Origin of the sequence: Streptomyces kanasensis, assembly GCF_043077165.1 — a bacterium.
GTDB lineage: Bacteria > Actinomycetota > Actinomycetes > Streptomycetales > Streptomycetaceae > Streptomyces > Streptomyces changanensis.
The window spans coordinates 416,342-437,860 of record NZ_JBIBSF010000003.1 but is presented as its reverse complement, the minus strand read 5'-3'; the positions used below and the strand labels follow the sequence as shown (position 1 = coordinate 437,860).

17 protein-coding genes are annotated in these 21,519 nt (G+C 70.1%); 8 read left to right on the top strand and 9 right to left on the bottom strand.

The window, feature by feature from the left end:
- Positions 1–21 precede the first annotated feature (21 nt).
- Complete coding sequence (locus tag ACF053_RS10810) at positions 22–2,361, bottom strand: DUF6049 family protein (RefSeq protein ID WP_391953547.1); 2,340 nt, start codon at positions 2,359–2,361, stop codon at positions 22–24.
- A gap of 205 nt (positions 2,362–2,566) precedes the next feature.
- Between ACF053_RS10810 and ACF053_RS10805 the strand changes: the two genes are divergently transcribed.
- Complete coding sequence (locus tag ACF053_RS10805; RefSeq protein WP_391953546.1) at positions 2,567–4,009, top strand: CCA tRNA nucleotidyltransferase; 1,443 nt, start codon at positions 2,567–2,569, stop codon at positions 4,007–4,009.
- A 90-nt stretch (positions 4,010–4,099) separates the two neighbouring features.
- On the opposite strand, the gene ACF053_RS10800 is transcribed toward ACF053_RS10805, so the two are convergent.
- The 3 genes from ACF053_RS10800 to ACF053_RS10790 form a co-directional block, all read right to left on the bottom strand.
- A complete protein-coding gene (locus ACF053_RS10800) occupies positions 4,100–5,356 on the bottom strand; it encodes an MFS transporter (protein ID WP_391953545.1) in 1,257 nt (418 codons plus the stop codon).
- Between the two features lie 91 nt (positions 5,357–5,447).
- A complete protein-coding gene (locus ACF053_RS10795; protein ID WP_391953544.1) occupies positions 5,448–6,530 on the bottom strand; it encodes an inositol-3-phosphate synthase in 1,083 nt (360 codons plus the stop codon).
- A gap of 50 nt (positions 6,531–6,580) precedes the next feature.
- On the bottom strand, positions 6,581–7,273 hold the full coding sequence (locus ACF053_RS10790) for a PadR family transcriptional regulator (RefSeq protein WP_058943632.1): 693 nt from the start codon (positions 7,271–7,273) through the stop codon (positions 6,581–6,583).
- A gap of 356 nt (positions 7,274–7,629) precedes the next feature.
- On the opposite strand from ACF053_RS10790, the gene ACF053_RS10785 reads away from it, so the two are divergent.
- Together ACF053_RS10785 and ACF053_RS10780 are read left to right on the top strand one after the other, a co-directional pair.
- Entirely contained in the window at positions 7,630–10,374 is a 2,745-nt protein-coding gene (locus tag ACF053_RS10785) for a transglycosylase domain-containing protein (RefSeq protein WP_391953543.1), read from the top strand.
- Between the two features lie 159 nt (positions 10,375–10,533).
- On the top strand, positions 10,534–12,030 hold the full coding sequence (locus ACF053_RS10780) for a glycosyltransferase family 87 protein (RefSeq protein ID WP_391953542.1): 1,497 nt from the start codon (positions 10,534–10,536) through the stop codon (positions 12,028–12,030).
- A gap of 57 nt (positions 12,031–12,087) precedes the next feature.
- On the opposite strand, the gene ACF053_RS10775 is transcribed toward ACF053_RS10780, so the two are convergent.
- The 3 genes from ACF053_RS10775 to ACF053_RS10765 all read right to left on the bottom strand — a co-directional run bounded on the left by ACF053_RS10775 (position 12,088) and on the right by ACF053_RS10765 (position 14,744).
- On the bottom strand, positions 12,088–13,119 hold the full coding sequence (locus ACF053_RS10775) for an alanine racemase (RefSeq protein ID WP_058943635.1): 1,032 nt from the start codon (positions 13,117–13,119) through the stop codon (positions 12,088–12,090).
- Between the two features lie 81 nt (positions 13,120–13,200).
- Positions 13,201–14,319 carry a lipid II:glycine glycyltransferase FemX gene (locus ACF053_RS10770; protein WP_058943636.1) on the bottom strand — a complete coding sequence of 373 codons (1,119 nt, stop codon included), beginning with the start codon at positions 14,317–14,319 and terminating at the stop codon, positions 13,201–13,203.
- 110 nt (positions 14,320–14,429) lie between these two features.
- Positions 14,430–14,744: a hypothetical protein gene (locus ACF053_RS10765; protein WP_391953541.1), complete on the bottom strand. Its 315-nt coding sequence runs from the start codon at positions 14,742–14,744 to the stop codon at positions 14,430–14,432.
- A gap of 296 nt (positions 14,745–15,040) precedes the next feature.
- Here ACF053_RS10765 and rpsF point away from each other — a divergent pair, with 296 nt between their 5' ends.
- The 4 genes from rpsF to rplI all read left to right on the top strand — a co-directional run bounded on the left by rpsF (position 15,041) and on the right by rplI (position 16,724).
- Positions 15,041–15,331, top strand: coding sequence for a 30S ribosomal protein S6 (gene rpsF / locus ACF053_RS10760; protein WP_015609864.1), 291 nt, complete (start codon positions 15,041–15,043; stop codon positions 15,329–15,331).
- A gap of 71 nt (positions 15,332–15,402) precedes the next feature.
- The gene (locus ACF053_RS10755) at positions 15,403–15,978 is read left to right on the top strand and encodes a single-stranded DNA-binding protein (RefSeq protein WP_391953540.1); all 576 of its coding nucleotides are present in this window, start codon (positions 15,403–15,405) and stop codon (positions 15,976–15,978) included.
- Between the two features lie 44 nt (positions 15,979–16,022).
- Complete coding sequence (gene rpsR / locus ACF053_RS10750; protein WP_005315025.1) at positions 16,023–16,259, top strand: 30S ribosomal protein S18; 237 nt, start codon at positions 16,023–16,025, stop codon at positions 16,257–16,259.
- A gap of 18 nt (positions 16,260–16,277) precedes the next feature.
- Positions 16,278–16,724 carry a 50S ribosomal protein L9 gene (gene rplI / locus ACF053_RS10745; protein ID WP_058943639.1) on the top strand — a complete coding sequence of 149 codons (447 nt, stop codon included), beginning with the start codon at positions 16,278–16,280 and terminating at the stop codon, positions 16,722–16,724.
- Between the two features lie 156 nt (positions 16,725–16,880).
- Here the strand turns inward: rplI and ACF053_RS10740 are convergent, their stop codons facing one another.
- On the bottom strand, positions 16,881–18,218 hold the full coding sequence (locus ACF053_RS10740) for an MATE family efflux transporter (protein ID WP_391953539.1): 1,338 nt from the start codon (positions 18,216–18,218) through the stop codon (positions 16,881–16,883).
- A 443-nt stretch (positions 18,219–18,661) separates the two neighbouring features.
- Here ACF053_RS10740 and dnaB point away from each other — a divergent pair, with 443 nt between their 5' ends.
- Positions 18,662–20,155, top strand: coding sequence for a replicative DNA helicase (gene dnaB / locus ACF053_RS10735; RefSeq protein WP_391953703.1), 1,494 nt, complete (start codon positions 18,662–18,664; stop codon positions 20,153–20,155).
- A gap of 164 nt (positions 20,156–20,319) precedes the next feature.
- On the opposite strand, the gene ACF053_RS10730 is transcribed toward dnaB, so the two are convergent.
- Positions 20,320–21,045 (bottom strand): dienelactone hydrolase family protein, encoded by a 726-nt coding sequence (locus ACF053_RS10730; RefSeq protein WP_391953538.1) that lies wholly within the window; start codon positions 21,043–21,045, stop codon positions 20,320–20,322.
- Positions 21,046–21,519 lie beyond the last annotated feature (474 nt).

Genomic DNA, 21,519 nt, shown 5'->3' with positions numbered 1-21,519 from the left:
GCCGGCCGGCCACGACATCGCTCAACGGTCCACTTTCTCACCCGGGCCGGACGGCTCCGCGCTTTCCGGTCCGGTGTCCGGTGCCGGGTCACCCGCCTGCACGGGATCGCCGCCCTCGGCGACCGGAGGGGCGGTGTCCTGCTCCTCGACCGGGTCGGCGTCCCCGCCGCGCGCCGCGGCGCGCTTGCGCTGGGTGTACATCCTGACACCGGCGAGGACCAGGAGCAGTACGCCGCCGGCGATGACGAGCATCACGGTCGACGTGATCTCCGAGACCTTCACGGTGAACTCCATCGGCGGGCCGTACCGCCGGCCGTCCTCGGTGTACAGCTGCGCCCGCACCGGGACCGGGCCGTTCGCGTTGGCGGAGGCCGTGAACTTCACGGACTGGCTGTGGCCCCCCTCGATGCGCACCGGCAGCTCGGCGACCGCCTCGCCGCCGTTCAGCTTGAGCCGGGTCGGCTTGGTCGACTCGAGTCGCAGGACGAGGTGGTGCACGCCTTGCACCAGCTTGTTCTGCACGGTCACCGGGATCGTGGCGCTGCGCCCCGACAGGGTCAGGTCCGACTTGTCGATCAGTTTGACCTCGTCGGTGAGGCTCTCCAGGTGGGTCTGCACGCTCGCGCCGTAGGCGGCGGCCTCCACCGGGCGGCCCCGCCAGGAGGTGGACATCTCCCGCTTGATCGCGTTGCCGAACGGGGTCACCACGCGGTAGGCGGCGGTGAGGATGACCTTGAAGTTGTCCAGGGTGTCCTGGGTGGTGCGCACCTGCTGGAAGACCGACACCGGCAGTTCCCGGCGGGCGAGCTCCCGGGGGTACTTCCGGGCGGAGGGCACGCTCGTGGTCGCCTTGGGGTCGGGCTTGGCCGTGGTGGCGGCGATCAGGTCCGACGGCTGGGACCAGCGCTGGGCGCCCAGGACCCGCAGGGCGTCGGCCAGGGACTCCGCCTGGGAGCCCGTCGGCATGCGCTGGGGCGCGACGACGACGCTGCGGCCGGTCCCGGGCCGTTCCTGGGTGAGGGCGAGCGTGTGGGCCAGGAACCGCTGCACGGCGAGCGTCGCGTCGCCCGCCCGCACCATGTCGCCCTGGAAGGCAGTGGAGAGCGTCGCGTCCGACACCACCGCGGTGGTCCCGCCGCCGATGGGGCGGGCGGCGTTCGGCGTGTACGACAGGTCCTCGCGCATGCTGTCGCTGCGAGTGATGATCTTGTCAGCGCCGGCCGACGTCGCCACGTCGACGATCGACGGGTCGACCGCGCCGTCCGCGGGCCAGGCGTACTCGACCGACGGCTTCACGTGGAGGATCGTCTCCACGGTGGACTCGGCGAGCTCCGTGGCCGGCCGCAGGTGGCTGAGGGAGCCGGAGATGCGCTCACCTCGGTGGGCGAGCGAGGCCAGGTCGGGGTCGCCGTAGGGCAGCGCGACGACCTTGTCTCCCTGCACGGCCTTGTCGAGCGCGTTCAGCCACTGCTTGGCGACGGCCTGGTTCCTCCCCGCGACGGTGGTGTCGGCGCTCCTGACCTGGTACTCGCGAGTCATCGCCTCGACGGTGGCCAGGAGGTCGGGATCGATGACCCAGGTGACGGGCAGCTCCGCGCCGAGGGTGACCATCCGCTCCAGCCGCCCGCCGGGTGCCAGCTCCGTCGCGAGCGCGTCGCTCTCGAAGACGGGCGTCTGCTGGTCGTCGGAACCCGTCTCGGCGGACAGGTGCGCCGGGGAGACCAGCGGCCACAGGACGGTGAGCTGGGTCTTGCTGACGGTGGCGGCGGGCTGCCACGGCAGGAAGGTCCGCTCGATGCCCAGCACCTCGTCGTACGGGTTGCTCGGCGTGCGCCCGGAGAGCGTGACGCCGAGCTGGTAGACCCCGTCCTCGTCGAGGCCGAGCTTGTCGACGGGGACCGCGAGGGTGAACTCGCGGCTGGTGCCCGAGGGCAGCGCGGGCAGCGCGACCGTGAAGGTGCCACCGAGGGCCTTGCCGTCCTTGTCCTCCGAGAAGCCGGTGCGCCGTGCGGCGTCCTCGATGGCGCCCCGGCTGGAGAGGCGGGGGCCGACGTGGAGGTCGATCCGCGCCTGGCCCACGGTCTCCCGGCCTCGGTTGGTCACCGTGCCGCCGATGGTGAGGGCGTCCCCCTTGACCGGGGCGCTCGGTGTCAGTGTGTCCAGTGACACATCGACGCCACCCGCGCGGGCAGGCGTCCGGACGGTCGTGTCCGGAGTCCGGGCGGGCGGTGCGGCCGACGCGGTGGGCACCTGCACGAGGCCGGCCATGAGCGGGACGGCGGCGACGGCTGCGGCCGCCCGCCGCAGCCATCGGCGGGCAGGGGAGGGATCGGTGCCCTGGATGTCTGCCGCCTCGGCCACGCGCTCGTCCGTCCCTCGTCGTCTTGTGCCGTCGGTCCCTGCCGGTTCCCGCGTCCACGCATGGTAACGAGGCGCCCCGCGGCGAAGTGCTGCGGAGTCGCGCACGAGATCACCGCGGGAGGGCGGGGAGGCGCCGGAAGGAGGGGCGGAGGGCGCCGGGAATGGAGGAGGCTGCCCAGGGCGGGGCCACGTACCCTCTTCTGTTGTGCCGAACGCCAACGAAGACACCCCGACTGCCCTGAGCCAGGTGCAGCGCCGCGCGGTCAGCGAGCTGCTGCGCGTCTCCCCGGTCGCCGACGACCTCGCCCGCCGTTTCCAAGAGGCCGGCTTCCGCCTGGCCCTGGTCGGTGGTTCGGTACGGGACGCTCTGCTCGGCAGGCTCGGCAACGACCTCGACTTCACCACGGACGCCCGCCCCCAGGACGTGCTCAGGATCATCCGGCCGTGGGCGGAGGCCGTGTGGGAGGTCGGTATCGCGTTCGGCACGGTCGGGGCGCAGAAGGACGGCTACCAGATCGAGGTGACGACGTACCGCTCGGAGGCGTACGACCGCACCTCGCGCAAGCCCGAGGTCTCCTACGGCGACTCCATCGAGGAAGACCTCGTCCGCCGTGACTTCACGGTCAACGCGATGGCGGTGGCTCTCCCCGAGAAGGAGTTCATCGACCCGCACGGCGGACTGGAGGATCTCGCGGGACGGGTGCTGCGTACGCCCGGCACGCCCGAGGAGTCCTTCTCCGACGATCCGCTGCGGATGATGCGGGCGGCGCGGTTCGCCGCCCAGCTCGACTTCGAGGTGGCGCCCGAGGTGGTGTCCGCGATGAAGGGGATGGCCGAGCGGCTCGACATCGTCTCCGCGGAGCGGGTGCGGGACGAGCTGAACAAGCTGGTCCTCTCGGCGCACCCCCGCGAGGGCCTGACCCTGCTCGTCGACACGGGCCTCGCCGACCGGGTGCTGCCCGAGCTGCCGGCGCTGCGTCTGGAGAGCGACGAGCACCACCGGCACAAGGACGTCTACGAGCACTCCCTGATCGTGCTGGAGCAGGCGATCGACCTGGAGGAGGACGGCCCCGACCTGGTACTGCGGCTGGCGGCGCTCCTGCACGACATCGGCAAGCCGCGCACCCGGCGCTTCGAGCCGGACGGCCGGGTCTCCTTCCACCACCACGAGGTGGTGGGCGCGAAGATGACCAAGAAGCGGCTGACCGCGCTGAAGTACTCCAACGACATGGTCAAGGACGTGTCGCGACTCGTGGAGCTGCACCTGCGCTTCCACGGGTACGGCACCGGCGAGTGGACGGATTCCGCGGTCCGGCGCTACGTGCGTGACGCCGGTCCGCTGCTGGACCGACTGCACAAGCTGACCCGCTCCGACTGCACGACCCGCAACAAGCGCAAGGCCGCCGCGCTGTCCCGGGCCTACGACGGCCTGGAGGACCGCATCGCCCAGCTCCAGGAGCAGGAGGAGCTGGACGCGATCCGACCCGACCTCGACGGCAACCAGATCCAGGAGACCCTCGGGATCAGGCCCGGCCCCGAGGTCGGGCGGGCCTACAAGTTCCTCCTGGAGCTGCGGCTGGAGAACGGTCCCATGGGCCAGGACGCTGCGGCGGCGGCCCTCCGGGAGTGGTGGGCGGCGCAGGGCTGATTGCGTCGCGGTCGTGTTTCACGTGAAACATGGCCGGTGACCGTGAGTCACGGTGAGGGGCGGTGTTTCACGTGAAACACCGCCCCTGCCTCATGTGCGGGGGGCGCGGGCGAGCGCGGCCGCCGACAGGGTGTACAGCGCGGCGACGGCCACGATGAGCAGCGGCGAGCGGCCGTCCAGGGGGAGCACCAGGGCGGACGCTCCGGCCGCGGCGACGAACGCGACGTTGAAGAGCATGTCGTAGAGGGCGAAGACCCTTCCTCGGTACGCGTCGTCGACCGACCGCTGGACGACCGTGTCCGTCGCGATCTTGGTTCCTTGGGTGACGACGCCCAGGACGTAGGCGGCGGCGAGGGTGGGCGCCGGGGCGAAGAAGAGCCCCAGGGCCGGTTCCAGTACGGCGGCCGTCCCGGCACACACCGCCATCCAACCGCCCGCGCCCCACCGGCCCGCGGCCCAGGGGGTGATCACGGCGGCGGTGAGGAACCCTGCGCCCGAGACGGCGACCGCGAGCCCCAGCAGGGCCAGTCCCCCGGAGCCGTCCGATTCCCAGGCGTACCGGCTCAGCATCAGCACCATGACCGTCAGCGCGCCGTAACAGAACCGCGCCAGCGTCATCGCGGCGAGGGCCCGGGCGGCCGGGCGCCGTTCCGCCACGTGGCGCAGGCCGCTCCACAGGCCGCGGACCGTGGCCGTCAGCGCCGCGCCGATCCGGGCCGGAACGAGGCCGGGGTCCGGACCGAGGAGGTCCCGGCCCATGCGCAGCGAGGCCAGGGCGGCCAGGAGGTAGAGGGCCGCACCCATGAGGACGATCACGGCGTCGGAGTCGGCCGCGGTCAGCCGCACGGCGAAGGCCAGCCCGCCACCGGCCGTCGCCGCGATGGTGCCGGCGGTGGGCGAGAGCGAGTTGGCCGTCAGCAGACGTTCCGTGTCGACGACGCGCGGGAGGGCCGCCGACAGGCCGGCGAGGACGAAGCGGTTGACCGCTGTGACGGAGAGCGCAGAGACGTAGAAGAGCCAGTCGGGCACGGAGGCGAGGACCAGCAGCGCGGTGACGACCGCGAGGAGGGCGCGGAGCAGGTTGCCGTAGAGGAGGACCTGACGGCGGCGCCAGCGGTCGAGGAGCACGCCCGCGAACGGCCCGACGACGGAGTAGGGCAGCAGCAGGACCGCCATGGCCGAGGCGATGTCGGCGGGCGTGGCCTGCCGCTCCGGGGAGAAGACCACGTACGTGGCGAGCGCGACCTGGTAGACGCCGTCGGCGCACTGGGAGAGCAGTCGCACGGCGAGGAGGCGGCGGAAGTTCGTCAGGCGCACGAGTACGCGCAGATCACGTACGACAGGCATGCCGACAAGCGTCACACACGGGTGAGGCCCCCGGGCACACGCCACGGGGGCCTCAACACCGGGAGGCGGGGCCTCCCTTGGAGCGGGGATCCTAGCGCTCGGCCTCGCCCTTGATGAACTTCTCGACGTTCTCGCGGGCCTCGTCGTCGAAGTACTGGACCGGCGGGGACTTCATGAAGTACGAGGACGCGGAGAGGATCGGGCCGCCGATGCCGCGGTCCTTGGCGATCTTCGCGGCGCGCACGGCGTCGATGATGACGCCGGCCGAGTTCGGGGAGTCCCAGACCTCGAGCTTGTACTCCAGGTTCAGCGGGACGTCGCCGAAGGCACGGCCCTCGAGACGGACGTAGGCCCACTTGCGGTCGTCCAGCCAGGCCACGTAGTCCGACGGGCCGATGTGGACGTTGTCCGCGCCGAGGTCCCGGTCGGGGATCTGGGAGGTGACGGCCTGCGTCTTGGAGATCTTCTTGGACTCCAGGCGCTCGCGCTCGAGCATGTTCTTGAAGTCCATGTTGCCGCCGACGTTCAGCTGCATCGTGCGGTCCAGGACGACGCCCCGGTCCTCGAAGAGCTTCGCCATGACGCGGTGCGTGATGGTGGCGCCCACCTGGGACTTGATGTCGTCGCCGACGATCGGCACACCGGCCTCGGTGAACTTGTCCGCCCACTCCTTGGTGCCGGCGATGAACACCGGGAGGGCGTTCACGAAGGCGACCTTGGCGTCGATGGCGCACTGCGCGTAGAACTTGGCCGCGTCCTCGGAGCCCACGGGCAGGTAGCAGACGAGGACGTCGACCTGCTTGTCCTTGAGGACCTGGACGATGTCCACCGGCTCCTCGGCGGACTCTTCGATGGTCTGGCGGTAGTACTTGCCGAGGCCGTCCAGGGTGTGGCCGCGCTGGACCGTCACACCGGAGGTGGGCACGTCGCAGATCTTGATGGTGTTGTTCTCGCTGGCGCCGATGGCGTCGGCCAGGTCGAGGCCCACCTTCTTCGCGTCCACGTCGAAGGCTGCGACGAACTCGACGTCCCGCACGTGGTAGTCGCCGAACTGGACGTGCATCAGCCCCGGCACCTTGCCCGCCGGGTCGGCGTCCTTGTAGTACTCGACGCCCTGCACCAGCGAGGCGGCGCAGTTGCCCACGCCGACGATGGCTACGCGAACCGAACCCATTCCGGTTGCTCCCTGTTTGTTCTCGACGAGGCCCTGCGGTGCGCAGGGCCTCACTTGGTGGTGTCGTCGGACGGATCCGGCCGGGTACTGCCCCCGTGCCGGGGCAGGCCGCCCGTGTCGTCAGATGTCCTGTCCTGCTCCGCGGTGTCCGCCGAGGTCTCCGCGTCGGAGCGTCGCTGGTCCCGCCCGGCCCGCTCGCTCTCGATGAGCTCGTTGAGCCAGCGGACCTCGCGCTCGACGGACTCCATGCCGTGCCGCTGGAGTTCGAGCGTGTAGTCGTCGAGCCGCTCGCGGGTGCGCGCCAGCGAGGCGCGCATCTTCTCCAGCCGCTCCTCGAGGCGGCTGCGGCGGCCTTCCAGCACGCGCATCCGGACGTCGCGCTCCGTCTGACCGAAGAAGGCGAAGCGAGCGGCGAAGTGCTCGTCCTCCCAGGAGTCGGGCCCCGTGTGGGTCAGCAACTCCTCGAAGTGCTCCTTGCCTTCGGCGGTCAAGCGGTAGACGATCTTCGCCCTCCGTCCGGAGAGGGAGGCGGCGAGGGCGTCCTCCGGGGCACTGCCCGGTTCCTCTATCAACCAGCCGTTTGCGACCAGAGTCTTGAGGCAGGGGTAGAGGGTGCCGTAGCTGAAGGCCCGGAAGATCCCCAGCGAGGTGTTGAGCCGCTTGCGCAGCTCGTAGCCGTGCATCGGCGCCTCGCGGAGCAGGCCCAGGACGGCGAACTCGAGGATGCCGGAGCGCCTGCTCATCAGCCGCTTCCTCCTCCACGCCGCTCGTTATGCCGCCCTGATGTATCGGTTCGATACATCCCGACGATAGAACGGCAGTGCTGAGCCGACAAGTGGGTCGATGGTGAACGGCGTCACATCAACAATTCGCAGTAAGCGAGTTGCGTGGTTTGGGGTGAACTCGGGCGCAAGGGGGGTTTTGGCCGTGCGTAGTCTGTGCGGCATGCATACCGGGGGGAACCACGAGGCGACGGGGGACGTCATCGTCGTGGGTGCATGGCGGACGGGCCTGGCGGCCTCGTCCGACCCATTTCGGGGGGACCGGAACTCAGCTGCCGCTTCCAGGCGTACTCGCCTGCCCGAGGAGTAGTCGTTCGATGAGCGAGCACCGTCGTAAACCGCCGCAGCCGCAGGGTGGCGGCCGCGCCGCGGCCCGGCGCGCTGCCCAGCAGCCCGGCCGCCGGCCGGCGCGGGATGTCAGTACAGGATCCCCTTCCGACTCGTACGGCGAGGGCCAGCCCTATGGCGGGCGCGCCGAGGCACGGCGGGCTGCCCAGCGCGGCGGCCGCCGCCGCGGCGCCGACGGCGCCGGCGGGTCGGGTGGCCATGGCGGAGGCCGCCGCGGTACCGGCGGCGGGGGGTACGAGGGCGGCGGCCGCGGAGGGGGACGCCCGGGGCGCAAGCGGCTGATCGACTACCCGCGGCACGACCGGTACGACTGGCGTCGCTGGGTGCCGTCCTGGAAGCTCGTGGCGGGTCTGTGCGTCGGTTTTCTCGCCACGCTCACCGGCGCGGCGACGCTCGCGTACGCGATGGTGGAGCTGCCGGACCCGGACAAGGCCGCGACGGCCCAGAACAACGTCTACTACTGGGCGGACGACACACAGATGGCCGCCACCGGCGGCGAGGTCAACCGGCAGATCATCGGGTACGGCGACATCCCCAAAGCGATGCAGGACGCCGTGGTCTCGGCCGAGAACAAGACGTTCTGGACGGACTCCGGTGTCGACCCGATGGGCATCGGCCGTGCCCTGTTCAACATGGCCACCGGCGGCGAGACCCAGGGCGGCTCGACCATCACCCAGCAGTACGTCAAGAACAACCGCCTGAACAACCAGTCGCAGACGCTGGACCGGAAGTTCAAGGAGCTCTTCATCTCCATCCGGGTCAACACGGAGTTGTCCAAGAAGGAGATCATGGCGGGCTACCTGAACACCTCGTACTTCGGGCGGGGGGCCTACGGCATCCAGGCGGCAGCGCGGACGTACTTCGGCAAGGACGCCAAGACCCTGGACGAGAGCCAGTGCGCGTTCCTCGCCTCACTGCTCAAGGGCTCCACGTACTACGACCCGGCCGGCTCGCCCGAGATCGACCCCAAGGCGACCCCCGAGGCGAACACCGAGCGTGCGACGAAGCGCTGGAACTGGATCCTCGACGAGATGGTGAAGGACGGGAAGCTGGACGCCGCCACGCGCGCGACGCTCAAGTTCCCCACGGCCCAGCCCCCGCAGAAGCAGGCGAAGCTCGGCGGACAGGTCGGCTACCTGGTGGACCTGGCCAAGGCGTACTTCATCAACAACAACGAAGAGGGCATCACCGCCGAGGACCTCTCCAAGGGCGGCTACGAGATCCACACGACCTTCGACAAGAAGAGGGTCGACGCCCTGGAGAAGGCCGTCAAGGAGACGTACGCCGAGCACATCGACCCGGAGAAGCGCCCGAAGACGGACACGCACGTGCAGTTCGGTGGCGCCTCCGTCGATCCGTCGACCGGTGCGATCGTCGCCATCTACGGCGGCACGGACGCGACGAAGCACTTCACCAACAACGCCGACCAGACCGGCGCCCAGGTCGGTTCGACGTTCAAGCCGTTCGTGCTCGCGGCCGGCATGGAACACGGCATTCGCAACCCCAACAAGGGCGAGAACCAGGGCCCCGAGGACCGCACGAAGATCGACCCCGACACGGCGGTCTACAACGGCGCCAACAAGCTGAAGATCCGCAACTACGACGGCAGCACCTGGCGGGACGAGAACGACAACGAGTGGCTGCAGGTCAACGACAACGACGAGAGCTACCCGGACATCAACCTCCGCGAGGCGATGATCCACTCGGCCAACTCACCGTTCGTCCAGCTGGGCATGGACATCGGCATCGAGCAGGTCAGGGAGACGGCCATCGCCGCCGGCCTCCTGAAGAGCAGCCTCGCCCAGGGCAACGTGCCGTCGTTCTCCATCGGCATCTCCGACCCCAGCGCCATCCGGATGGCGGCCGCCTACGCGACGTTCGCCGCCAACGGTGAGCAGCGCGACCCGTTCTCCGTGACGGAGGTCAAGCGGAACGGCGTCGTGGTCTACCGGCACGAGGACAAGGCGAAGCGCGCCTTCTCGACCGCGATCAGCAGCAACATCACCGACGTGCTCGTCGACGTCGTGGAGAAGGGCACCGGCAAGAAGGCCCGCCTCCCCGACCGCACCGCGGCCGGCAAGACCGGTACCACCGACGGCAACAAGTCCGCCTGGTTCGTCGGCTACACCCCGCAGCTCGCGACGGCGATCGACATGTACCGCCTCGACGACAACGCCGCCAACAAGAACCGCAAGTTCGAGGAGATGTTCGGCACGGGTGGTCGCGAGAAGGTCCACGGTTCGTCCTTCCCGTCGGAGATCTGGAAGGCGTACATGACCGAGGCGCACAAGGGCCAGCCGGCGAAGCGGTTCCCCGCGCCGGAGGACCTGGACGCCGGTCCCGTGTACGGCGGTGGCGCGAAGACCCCCGAGCCGACGCCGAGCGCGGAGCCGTCCTCGTCGCCTTCCCCGTCTACGTCGACCTCACCGTCCCCCACCCCGTCGGTCCGCCCCTCGCAGTCGAAGCCGGGGAAGCCCGAGGACACCTGCGGCCCGTTCGACTGGGACTGCGAGTCGGAGAACGGGGGCACCGACGCCGGGACCACCGACGGGACCGACTCCGGCGGAACGGTCGACGGTGGCAACACCACCGACGGAGGGGCCACCGAAGGCGGCGCGAGCAGCGAACCGCCGACGACCGGCGGCAACACCGCCACCGGAGGCAACGGCAACGGCAACGGGAGCGGAGGCTGGTTCGGCGGAACGGGCGGCTAGCGCCCTGCTCCCCGGCCCCTCCCCCGGTCGTCCGGCCACCCGCCGGGCGGCCGGCCGGACTCCCCACGAGGGCCGTCGCACCCCGTGCGCCACACCGCGCGTACACCGGGTGCGACGGCCCTCGCCGCGTTCCCGGGGGAATACGGCAGGATGTCCCGCATGCCGAGCCCAGAGAAGACGAGCGTCCCCCACGACCGGCGGCCCGTCGTGTGCCCCACGCGCCGGGACGAGGTCGCCGCCGCGGGCAGCGAGCTGATCGGCGGCCCCGTCGGCCGCCGCGCCCAGCTCGGCACCGCGAACCTCACGCCCGTACGAGTCGTCGCGCTGGTGGCGATCGGCATGTTCGCACTCGGCATGGTGCAGAAGCTGCCCTGCTACAACTGGGCCTGGTTCCGCGGCGCAGCCTCGCAGTACACGCACGCCTGCTACTCCGACATCCCGCACCTGTTCGTCGGCCGCGGGTTCTCCGACGGGCTGATCCCGTACTTCGACCGGTTCCCCGGCGACATGCAGTACCTGGAGTACCCGGTCCTCACGGGTCTCTTCATGCAGGTCGCCGCGTGGCTCACGCCGGGCGGGGGAGACCTCCAGTACCGGGAGCAGATGTACTGGATGGTCAACGCGGGCATGCTGCTCGTCTGCGCCGCGGTGATCGCGGTGTGCGTCGCCCGTACGCACCGGCGCCGCCCCTGGGACGCCCTGCTGGTCGCCCTGGCGCCGGCCTTCGCGCTGAACGCCACGATCAACTGGGACCTGCTCGCCATCGCCCTCACCGCCGCCGCGGTGCTCATGTGGAGCCGGGGCCGCGCCCTCGCCTTCGGCGTGCTCCTGGGCCTGGCAACGGCCGCCAAGCTGTACCCGTTCCTGCTCCTCGGACCGCTCCTCGTGCTCTGCTGGCGGGCCGGGAAGTGGCGGCCCTTCGCCGTGGCCCTGCTGGGCTCGGCCGGTGCCTGGCTTGTGGTGAACCTGCCCGTGATGCTGCTGGCCCCCGAGGGCTGGAAGAAGTTCTACGTCTTCAGCCAGGAGAGGAACATCGACTTCGGTTCCTTCTGGCTGGTGCTCACCCAGCGCGCGGACCTCGACCTGGAGATCGAGACGGTCAACACGACAGCGAGCCTGCTCATGCTGCTGGCGTGCGCCGGGATCGCCGCGCTGGCACTCACCGCGCCGCGTCGCCCCCGCTTCGCCCAACTGGCGTTCCTGGTGGTGGCCGCCTTCATCCTGACCAACAAGGTCTACTCGCCCCAGTACGTGCTGTGGCTGATCCCGCTCGCCGCCCTGGCCCGGCCTCGGTGGCGGAGCTTCCTGGTGTGGCAGGCGTGCGAGGTGGCGTACTTCCTCGGCATCTGGATGTACCTCGTCTTCGTCACCACCGACAGCAAGCAGGGGCTCCCGCCGGACGGCTACCACTTCGCCATCGTGCTGCACCTCGTCGGGACGCTGTACCTGTGCGCCCTGGTCGTTCGCGACGTTCTGCGCCCCGACCTGGACGCGGTCCGCCAGGATGGCTCCGACGACCCCTCCGGTGGCGTCCTGGACGGCGCTCCGGACGTTTTCGTCGTCGGGAACGCGGCACGGACGTGGCGTGCGGAGGGTGAGGAGCCGACCCGTGGGGACGGGGAACACCCGGGCGTTGTTTCACGTGAAACGGCGTGAAGGGCCGCACCCGTCGGGGTGCGACCCTTCACACGACCAGGGGCCCGGCGACGCGTCCTAGCGGTCGACGATCCGGTCGTACTGCGTGGTGGTGTGCCGCAGGTGCGCGACCAGTTCGTCGCCGACCTGCGGCTCCTGGGCGTCCGACGGGACGAAGAGGATGGACACCTGCATGTGCGGGGGTTCCGCGAACCAGCGCTGCTTGCCCGCCCACACGAAGGGGGAGAGGTTCCGGTTGACCGTCGCGAGACCGGCCCGCGCCACGCCCTTGGCGCGCGGCATCACACCGTGCATGGCCTTCGGCGCCTCCAGGCCGACGCCGTGCGAGGTGCCGCCGGCGACGACGACCAGCCAGCCGTCGGACGCGGCGCGCTGCTGCCGGTAGCCGAAGCGGTCGCCCTTCGACACACGGGTGACGTCGAGGACCGCGCCCCGGTACTCCGTCGCCTCGTGGTCGCCGAGCCACAGCCGCGTACCGATGCGGGCGCGGAACCGGGTCTGCGGGAACTGCTGCTGGAGGCGGGCCAGTTCCTCGGCCCGCAGATGGCTGACGAACATGGAGTGGAGCGGCAGCCGGGCGGCGCGCAGCCGGTCCATCCAGCCGATGACCTCCTCGACGGCGTCGGAGCCGTCGGTGCGGTCCAGCGGGAGGTGGAGGGCGAACCCCTCCAGGCGCACGTCCTCGATCGCCGAGTGCAGCTGGGCCAGCTCGTGCTCGTGGACACCGTGCCGCTTCATCGAGCTCATGCACTCGATGACGACCCGCGCCCCCACGAGGGCGTGCACGCCGTCCACGGACGACACGGAGCGGATGACGCGGTCCGGGAGCGGGACAGGCTCCTCGCCCCGGCGGAACGGCGTCAGGACGAGCAGGTCGCCACCGAACCAGTCCTTCATGCGGGCGGCCTCGTAGGTGGTGCCGACGGCGAGCATGTCGGCGCCGAAGCGGTTGACCTCCTCGGCGAGGCGCTCGTGGCCGAACCCGTATCCGTTGCCCTTGCAGACCGGGATGATCCCCGGGAACTGGTCGATCACGGACTTCTGGTGCGCCCGCCAGCGAGCGGTGTCGACGTACAGGGAGAGCGCCATGGACGGTCCGGACCCTTTCTGTGGGCGTGGGGGTGTCGGGTGTGACGGGTGGTGCGGGACGGGTACGAGCGTACGGCTGCCTCAGCGGCGGGACATGTACATGTCCAGCGCCTTGTGCAGCAGCTTGTTGAGCGGGAAGTCCCACTCGCCGATGTACTCGACGGCCTCGCCGCCCGTACCCACCTTGAACTGGATCAGGCCGAAGAGGTGGTCGGTCTCGTCCAGGGAGTCCGAGATGCCGCGCAGGTCGTACACGGTCGCGCCCATGGCGTAGGCGTCACGCAGCATGCGCCACTGCATGGCGTTCGAGGGGCGGAATTCGCGGCCGACGTTGTCCGAAGCGCCGTAGGAGTACCAGACGTGGCCCCCGACGACGAGCATCGTCGCCGCGGAGAGGTTCACGCCGTTGTGCCGTGCGAAGTACAACCGCATGCGGTTGGGGTCCTCGTTGTTGAGGACGGTCCACATGCGCTGGAAGTAGGACAGCGGGCGCGGCCGGAAACGGTCGCGGACGGCCGTGATCTCGTACAGCCGCTGCCACTCGGCGAGGTCCTCGTAACCGCCCTGGACGACCTCGACACCGGCCTTCTCGGCCTTCTTGATGTTCCGCCGCCACAGCTGGTTGAAGCCCTTGAGGACGTCGTCCAGCGACCGGTTGGCGAGCGGGACCTGGAAGACGTAGCGGGGCTGCACGTCTCCGAAGCCGGCGCCGCCGTCCTCGCCCTGCTGCCAGCCCATCTTGCGCAGCCGGTCCGACACCTCGAAGGCGCGGGGCTCGATGTGCGTGGCCTCGATGTCCCGCAGGCGCTTCACCTCGGGGTCCTGGATGCCCGACTTGATCGCCGGCGCGTCCCAGCGGCGGATGACCACGGGCGGGCCCATCTTGACCGAGAACGCACCCTGGTTCTTGAGGTGCTGGAGCATCGGCTGGAGCCAGTCGTCCAGGTTGGGCGCGTACCAGTTGATGACCGGGCCCTCGGGCAGGTAGGCCAGGTACCGCTTGATCTTGGGGAGCTGGCGGTACAGGACCAGTCCCGCACCGACCAGTTGCCCGTCCTTGTCGAACCAGCCCAGGTTCTCCGAGCGCCACTCGGTCTTCACGTCGGCCCACGCCGGAACCTGGCAGTGACTCGCCGCCGGAAGGCTCTGGATGTACGCCAGATGCTGCTCTCGGCTGATGGTCCTCAGGGTCAGGCTCATGCGGGGCGCTCCTCGGCAGGTATGTCCCCCATCGGTACAGGGGTTCCAGCTCTCGCGCCGAAGCCTACTGGCACGGAGGAGCGCCCCGACTGGCCGTACGGCGCGAGGGGCTAGCCGAGCAGGCCGCCGAACAGACCGCCGCGGGCCATCCCGAGGAAGAAGCCGACCGCCGAGGCGCCCAGGCCGATGATCAGGAAGGTGCGCTCCCGCGTGGTCACCGAGACGAACTGGCCGTACGCGCCCGTGACGATGCCCACGAGACCCGCCCACGAGCTGAGCAGGTGGAGGCCGTGGAACTGCGCGGTGATGAAGGCGAGCGCGCCCAAAACCAGGGTCACGGCCATCAGCGTGTCCTGGAGGGGATGGGGCTTGCCGTCCGTGGCGAAGAGGGACGAGGACGGATGACGGTGGAACGCCTGAGCCATGAGGCACCTCCCGGCTTGCCGGAGGGCGGCGCACTGTAGCGCCGCCCGCACCCGATGTGTCCAGATTGCGGCCTCCGGCCACCGGATTTCAACCGGAAGCCTCGATGCAGGTACTCTGTACGGTCTGCACCGGTGTCTGCCCATGCCCGGAAACGGGTGGGGCGGCGGCCGCACCGTGGTCGGCCCTTGCCGGCCCGTGGCCGTTGTCAGTGGGCCCCGATACCGTTGCGCACGCATCACGACCCTCCTGCCACGGAACGACCGTGGCCGCTGAGTCCAAAGGAGGTGGGTTCCACATGCGTCACTACGAGGTGATGGTCATCCTCGACCCCGATCTCGAGGAGCGCGCTGTCTCCCCGCTGATCGAGAACTTCCTCTCCGTCGTCCGTGAGGGCAACGGAAAGGTCGAGAAGGTCGACACCTGGGGCCGTCGTCGTCTCGCTTACGAGATCAAGAAGAAGCCCGAGGGCATCTACTCGGTCATCGACCTGCAGGCCGAGCCTGCGGTCGTCAAGGAGCTCGACCGCCAGATGAACCTGAACGAGTCGGTCCTCCGGACCAAGGTCCTCCGCCCCGAGATCCACTGAGCCTCCGGCTCACGGTCATCGGGTCCGAGTAGCAGCAAGCAGCCAGAAGCAATCCCGCCGAGAGGTTCCCCATGGCAGGCGAGACCGTCATCACGGTCGTCGGCAATCTTGTCGACGACCCCGAGCTGCGCTTCACCCCGTCCGGTGCGGCGGTCGCGAAGTTCCGCGTCGCGTCCACTCCCCGCACCTTCGATCGCCAGACCAACGAGTGGAAGGACGGCGAGAGCCTGTTCCTGACCTGCTCGGTCTGGCGCCAGGCGGCGGAGAACGTCGCCGAGTCGCTCCAGCGGGGCATGCGCGTCATCGTGCAGGGCCGGCTCAAGCAGCGGTCCTACGACGACCGCGAGGGCGTCAAGCGCACGGTCTTCGAACTGGACGTCGAGGAAGTCGGCCCCAGCCTCAAGAACGCCACGGCCAAGGTCACCAAGACCACCGGTCGCGGCGGTCAGGGCGGGTTCGGCGGCGGCGGCCAGCAGGGCGGCCAGGGCGGCGGCAACTGGAGCGGCGCCCCGGGCGGCCAGCAGGGCGGCGGCGCTTCCGGCGACGACCCCTGGGCCAGCAGCCCGCAGCCCGGCGGCCAGCAGGGCGGCCAGGGCGGCTGGGGCGGCGGTTCCGGCGGCGGCTACTCGGACGAGCCCCCCTTCTAGGGGCGGGCTCGTACCCCACTTCTTGATCACACAGGAGAAACACCATGGCGAAGCCGCCTGTGCGCAAGCCTAAGAAGAAGGTCTGCGCGTTCTGCAAGGACAAGACCGCGTACGTGGACTACAAGGACACGAACATGCTGCGGAAGTTCATTTCCGACCGCGGCAAGATCCGTGCCCGCCGCGTGACCGGCAACTGCACGCAGCACCAGCGTGACGTCGCCACGGCCGTCAAGAACAGCCGTGAGATGGCGCTGCTGCCCTACACGTCCACCGCGCGATAAGGGAAGGGTGACCGACTGATGAAGATCATCCTTACCCACGAGGTCTCTGGCCTCGGTGCCGCCGGCGACGTCGTCGACGTCAAGGACGGATACGCTCGCAACTACCTGGTCCCGCGCGGTTTCGCGATCCGCTGGACCAAGGGTGGCGAGAAGGACGTGGCGCAGATCCGCCGCGCCCGCAAGATCCACGAGATCGCGACCATCGAGCAGGCCAACCAGATCAAGGCCCAGCTCGAGGCCGTCCAGGTGCGCCTGGCCGTTCGCTCCGGCGACGCCGGCCGCCTCTTCGGCTCCGTGACCCCGGCTGACATCGCCTCGGCGATCAAGTCCGCCGGTGGCCCGGAGGTCGACAAGCGTCGTGTCGAGCTCGGTTCGCCGATCAAGACCCTTGGCTCGCACAAGGTGTCCGTGCGCCTGCACCCCGAGGTCGCCGCGAACCTCGGTGTCGAGGTCGTCGCTGCCTGAGCCCTGCCTGCGCAGAGCTGAGCACGTGGAGGGCCGCACCCGTCAGGGTGCGGCCCTCCACCGCGTTCCGGGGGTGGCCCACCACCGTCTACCAAGGGCGCGGCGGTCCACCGTGTCCCACGGGAGACGCGGCCACGACCGGTTTCACGTGAAACATCAGCGGGCGGCTCCCGTGACGAGCCAGCGACCGGAGCGCATCCTTACCCACAGGGTCACCATGCGGGTCGCCATCATCAGGGACATCGCCCACCACAGGGCCGTCAGCCCGCCGCCGAGCATCGGCACCAAGAGCGCCACCGGCGCGAAGACGACCAGGGTGGCGACCATGGCACCCGCCAGGTACGGGCCGTCTCCCGCGCCCATCAGAACACCATCCAGGACGAAGACCACTCCGGCGACCGGTTGGGTGAGCGCCACGACCATGAGCGCGGGCAGAAGCGCGTCCCGAACGGCGTCGTCACCGGTGAAGAGCGGGATGAACAGGGGGCGGGCGGCGACGATGAGGACCCCGAGCGCCACGCCGGAGACCACACCCCACCGCACCATCCGACGGCACACCGCCCGGGCACCCTCGGTGTCACCGGCACCGAGGTAGCGGCCGATGATGGCCTGCCCCGCGATGGCGATGGCGTCCAGCGCGAAGGCCATGAGGCTCCACAGCGACAGGATGATCTGGTGCGCCGCCACCGACACGTCCCCCAGGCGGGCTGCGATGGCGGTGGCGATCATCAACACCGCGCGCAGCGAGAGGGTCCGGATGAGGAGGGGCACGCCCGCCTGGGCACTCGCCCGGATGCCGGCGACATCGGGCCGCAAGGAGGCGCCGTGGCGTCTGGCACCCCGGACGACGACGGTGAGGTACGCGGCGGCCATGCCGCACTGCGCGATCACGGTGCCCCAGGCGGAGCCCGCGATGCCGAGGCCCGCGCCGTACACCAGCGTGACGCTGAGGACCGCGTTGGCGCTGAAGCCGGCGATCGCGACGTACAGGGGGGTGCGGGTGTCCTGGAGCCCGCGCAGGACGCCGGTGGCCGCGAGCACGACCAGCATGGCGGGGATGCCGAGGCTGGACACGCGCAGATAGGTGGCCGCGTGCGGCGCGGCGGTGCCGGAGGCGCCGAAGGTCTCCACGACCCAAGGGGCCGTCGGCAGGGTGACCGCCACGACGGCGGCTCCGAGGAGAAGGGCGAGCCAGATGCCGTCCATGCCCTGGCGGATCGCCGAGGGGAGATCGCCCGCGCCGACACGGCGGGCGACGGCGGCCGTGGTGGCGTAGGCGAGGAAGACGAACACGCTCACCGCGGTGGACAGCAGCGCGGCGGCGACGCCCAGGCCGGCCAGTTGTGCGGTGCCGAGGTGACCCACGACGGCACTGTCGACGAGCACGAACAGGGGCTCGGCGACGAGGGCTCCGAAGGCCGGAAGTGCCAGGGTGAGGATCTCGCGGTCGTGGTGCCGGCCGATCTTCCCGCGAGTCGTGGATGCCTGGGTCATGGGGGTCAATGTAATCGTCCACAGGTAAGAGACGCAATCGCTCTACATCCCTTACATGCACACATCGTCGCGGCGCGTGCACCGGCCATTCGAAGTGATCTTGATCCAGCCGTGAAAGTTTTTCTCCCCCACAGCCAGTGGATGGAAAAGGTGCAGGTCAGTGCGCTTCTCGTGGGTTGGTTATGAGTTTGTCCACACGGCTGTCCCCCGGTCCGTGCACAGGATCAAGCAGGTTCTCCACAGCATCGGAGCCTTCGCCCACAGGGCCTGTGGATAACCAGATTGGCTGACGGTGCCCGCGGGCCTACCGTGGTCCGGCGCCCGACGTGCCGCGAGGTGGAGTCGAAGCCTCTTGTTTGTCAGAGCCGTGGCGTAGAAAGAGTGGCACGGCAAGGTCCGCGGTGCGGACGGGAGGAGGTGGGCCGGTGAGCATCCCCGAGCCTTTGGACGACCCCTGGACCGACAGCGGACCGAGCGACCGCCTGCCCGTCTCCAGGCAGCGCGGAGCCGAGGGTCTCGTCGGCGGACGGGGTGGCGGCCGCGGCCGGGGACGCGACGAGCAGCATGAGCGAGGCTCCGACGGCGGTCCCTGGGACGGCGGTGGCGCGGGCGCCTTCGAGCGCGTCCCCCCGCAGGACCTGGACGCCGAGCAGTCCGTGCTGGGCGGCATGCTCCTCTCCAAGGACGCCATCGCGGACGTCGTGGAGATCATCAAGGGTCACGACTTCTACCGTCCGGCGCACGAGACGATCTTCCAGGCGATTCTCGACCTCTACGCGAAGGGGGAGCCCGCCGACCCCATCACGGTCGGCGCCGAGCTGACGAAGCGCGGCGAGGTCAACCGGGTGGGTGGTGCGTCGTACCTGCACACGTTGGTGCAGTCCGTGCCGACGGCCGCCAACGCCTCGTACTACGCCGAGATCGTCCACGAGCGCGCGGTCCTCCGACGGCTGGTCGAGGCGGGCACCAAGATCACGCAGATGGGATACGCCGCAGACGGTGACGTCGACGAGATCGTCAACCAGGCGCAGGCCGAGATCTACGCCGTCACCGAGCAGCGCACGAGCGAGGACTACCTCCCCCTCGGCGACATCATGGAGGGCGCCCTCGACGAGATCGAGGCGATCGGCTCCCGCAGCGGCGAGATGACCGGCGTGCCCACGGGCTTCACCGACTTCGACTCCCTGACCAACGGCCTGCACCCCGGCCAGATGATCGTCATCGCCGCCCGCCCCGCCATGGGAAAGTCGACCCTGGCGCTGGACTTCGCCCGGGCATGCTCGATCAAGCACAACCTGCCCAGCGTGATCTTCTCCCTGGAGATGGGGCGCAACGAGATCGCGATGCGCCTGCTCTCCGCAGAGGCGCGGGTCGCCCTGCACCACATGCGCTCCGGCACGATGACCGACGAGGACTGGACCCGGCTGGCCCGGCGCATGCCGGACGTCTCCCAGGCGCCGCTCTACATCGACGACTCCCCGAACCTGTCGATGATGGAGATCCGCGCCAAGTGCCGCCGCCTCAAGCAGCGCAACAACCTGAAGCTGGTTGTCATCGACTACCTTCAGCTGATGCAGTCCGGCGGTTCGAAGCGCGCCGAGAGCCGCCAGCAGGAGGTCTCGGACATGTCCCGTAACCTCAAGCTCCTGGCGAAGGAGCTGGAGCTCCCGGTCATCGCCCTCTCGCAGCTGAACCGAGGCCCCGAGCAGCGCACGGACAAGAAGCCGATGGTCTCCGACCTGCGCGAGTCAGGCTCCATCGAGCAGGACGCCGACATGGTGATCCTGCTCCACCGCGAGGACGCCTACGAGAAGGAGTCCCCCCGCGCGGGCGAGGCCGACCTGATCGTCGCCAAGCACCGTAACGGTCCGACGGCGACGATCACCGTCGCGTTCCAGGGCCACTACTCCCGTTTCGTGGACATGGCCCAGACCTGACGATCGGCTGTCGCCAGGCCCGGGGCCGCGAGCCCGTCGGGTCCGGCTCCGTACGAGACTCCCTCGCACGGTGACGAGCTGTCTCCGAGGTCTGCTCCCGGGTCGTACTGACGATCAGGGTGCCTGGAGGGAACCCGCCGACTGTTGTGTCCTGGGGGTCCGACTCACTCCGTTACGGGCAGGCACTCGGCGAGCAGGTCGAGGATGTCGCGCCAAGCCCGCTGCGCGTGCTTGGGGTGGTAGCGGACGCCGGGGAGCACGGTCTGGTCGACCGGTGGGTGGTGGAAGGCGTGCAGGGCTCCGCCGTAGACCACGAGGCGCCAGTCGACGCCCGCGGCCCGCATCTCGGCGGCGAACGCGTCCCGCTGCGCGGGCGGCATGATCGGGTCCTCCGACCCGACCCCGGCCCAGACGGGGCAACGGATGCGCGCCGCTTCGCCCGGTCGGCCCGTGGTCAGCGCGTTGACCGTACCGATCGCCCGCAGGTCGACGCCGTCACGTCCGAGTTCCAGCGCGATCGCGCCTCCGGTGCCGTAGCCGATGGCGGCGATCCGTTGGGGGTCGGTCCGCGGTTCGGCACGCAGTACGTCGAGTGCCGCGTGGCCGATGCCTCGCATTCGCTCCGGGTCGGCGAGCAGCGGGGTCACGCGTGCCAGCATCTCCTGGGGGTCGGTGAACCAGCGCCCGCCGTGGATGTCGAAGGCCAGGGCCACGTAGCCCAGTTCGGCAAGGGCGTCGGCCCGGCGGCGCTGGAAGTCGTTCAGGCCCGGTCCCTCGGGCCCGATCAGGACCGCGGGCCGGCGGCCGGTACCGGCGGGGAGCGCGAGGCGCCCGACCATCGTGAGGCCGTCGGCCGGATATGTGACCGAGCGTGTGGTGACCGTCGTCATGGAACCGGACTGTAGTGAGGGTCGCGCCGGGTCGGGCCGGTCTTCACCGTCGGCAGAACAGTGGCGGTGCGGGCCCGTGGAGTGGCCTTGACGAACCGCAGGCCAGAGCACCGCCACGGGACAGATGACGAAGGACGGAACGCCGGCGGTCCGCACGCTCCGGCGTGGTGGGAAGACCGGCCGGGGGGGCATGGCGTCGGCCATCGCCCGCGCACCGGCGCGCGCGGGCACGGGCACTCCGGCCGAGCCGCCGGCTCCTCCCGCACCGGCTACGCCGAGGACGCAGCGGCGGTCCCAGAGGAGTCGTGGATACGTGGCGCAGTGGTCCCGGCACCCTCCGGGCAGTGTCAACGCCTACCAGCTCGCCGCCGCCATGCGGACCTCGAGATCGCGGCCCGCCACACCGTCCATGAGACGGTCCCGGACCGTTCGGCGCGGTGGGACGCGAGGAGTTCCTCGGATCCTTCCGAGCAC

Coding starts and splice junctions, on each gene's coding strand:
- ACF053_RS10800 (WP_391953545.1), bottom strand. CDS start 5,356: ATGCCTGTCGTACGTGATCTGCGCGTACTCGTGCGCCTGACGAACTTC.
- ACF053_RS10795 (WP_391953544.1), bottom strand. CDS start 6,530: ATGGGTTCGGTTCGCGTAGCCATCGTCGGCGTGGGCAACTGCGCCGCC.
- ACF053_RS10790 (WP_058943632.1), bottom strand. CDS start 7,273: ATGAGCAGGCGCTCCGGCATCCTCGAGTTCGCCGTCCTGGGCCTGCTC.
- ACF053_RS10785 (WP_391953543.1), top strand. CDS start 7,630: ATGAGCGAGCACCGTCGTAAACCGCCGCAGCCGCAGGGTGGCGGCCGC.
- ACF053_RS10780 (WP_391953542.1), top strand. CDS start 10,534: ATGCCGAGCCCAGAGAAGACGAGCGTCCCCCACGACCGGCGGCCCGTC.
- ACF053_RS10775 (WP_058943635.1), bottom strand. CDS start 13,119: ATGGCGCTCTCCCTGTACGTCGACACCGCTCGCTGGCGGGCGCACCAG.
- ACF053_RS10770 (WP_058943636.1), bottom strand. CDS start 14,319: ATGAGCCTGACCCTGAGGACCATCAGCCGAGAGCAGCATCTGGCGTAC.
- ACF053_RS10765 (WP_391953541.1), bottom strand. CDS start 14,744: ATGGCTCAGGCGTTCCACCGTCATCCGTCCTCGTCCCTCTTCGCCACG.
- rpsF (WP_015609864.1), top strand. CDS start 15,041: ATGCGTCACTACGAGGTGATGGTCATCCTCGACCCCGATCTCGAGGAG.
- ACF053_RS10755 (WP_391953540.1), top strand. CDS start 15,403: ATGGCAGGCGAGACCGTCATCACGGTCGTCGGCAATCTTGTCGACGAC.
- rpsR (WP_005315025.1), top strand. CDS start 16,023: ATGGCGAAGCCGCCTGTGCGCAAGCCTAAGAAGAAGGTCTGCGCGTTC.
- rplI (WP_058943639.1), top strand. CDS start 16,278: ATGAAGATCATCCTTACCCACGAGGTCTCTGGCCTCGGTGCCGCCGGC.
- ACF053_RS10740 (WP_391953539.1), bottom strand. CDS start 18,218: ATGACCCAGGCATCCACGACTCGCGGGAAGATCGGCCGGCACCACGAC.
- ACF053_RS10730 (WP_391953538.1), bottom strand. CDS start 21,045: ATGACGACGGTCACCACACGCTCGGTCACATATCCGGCCGACGGCCTC.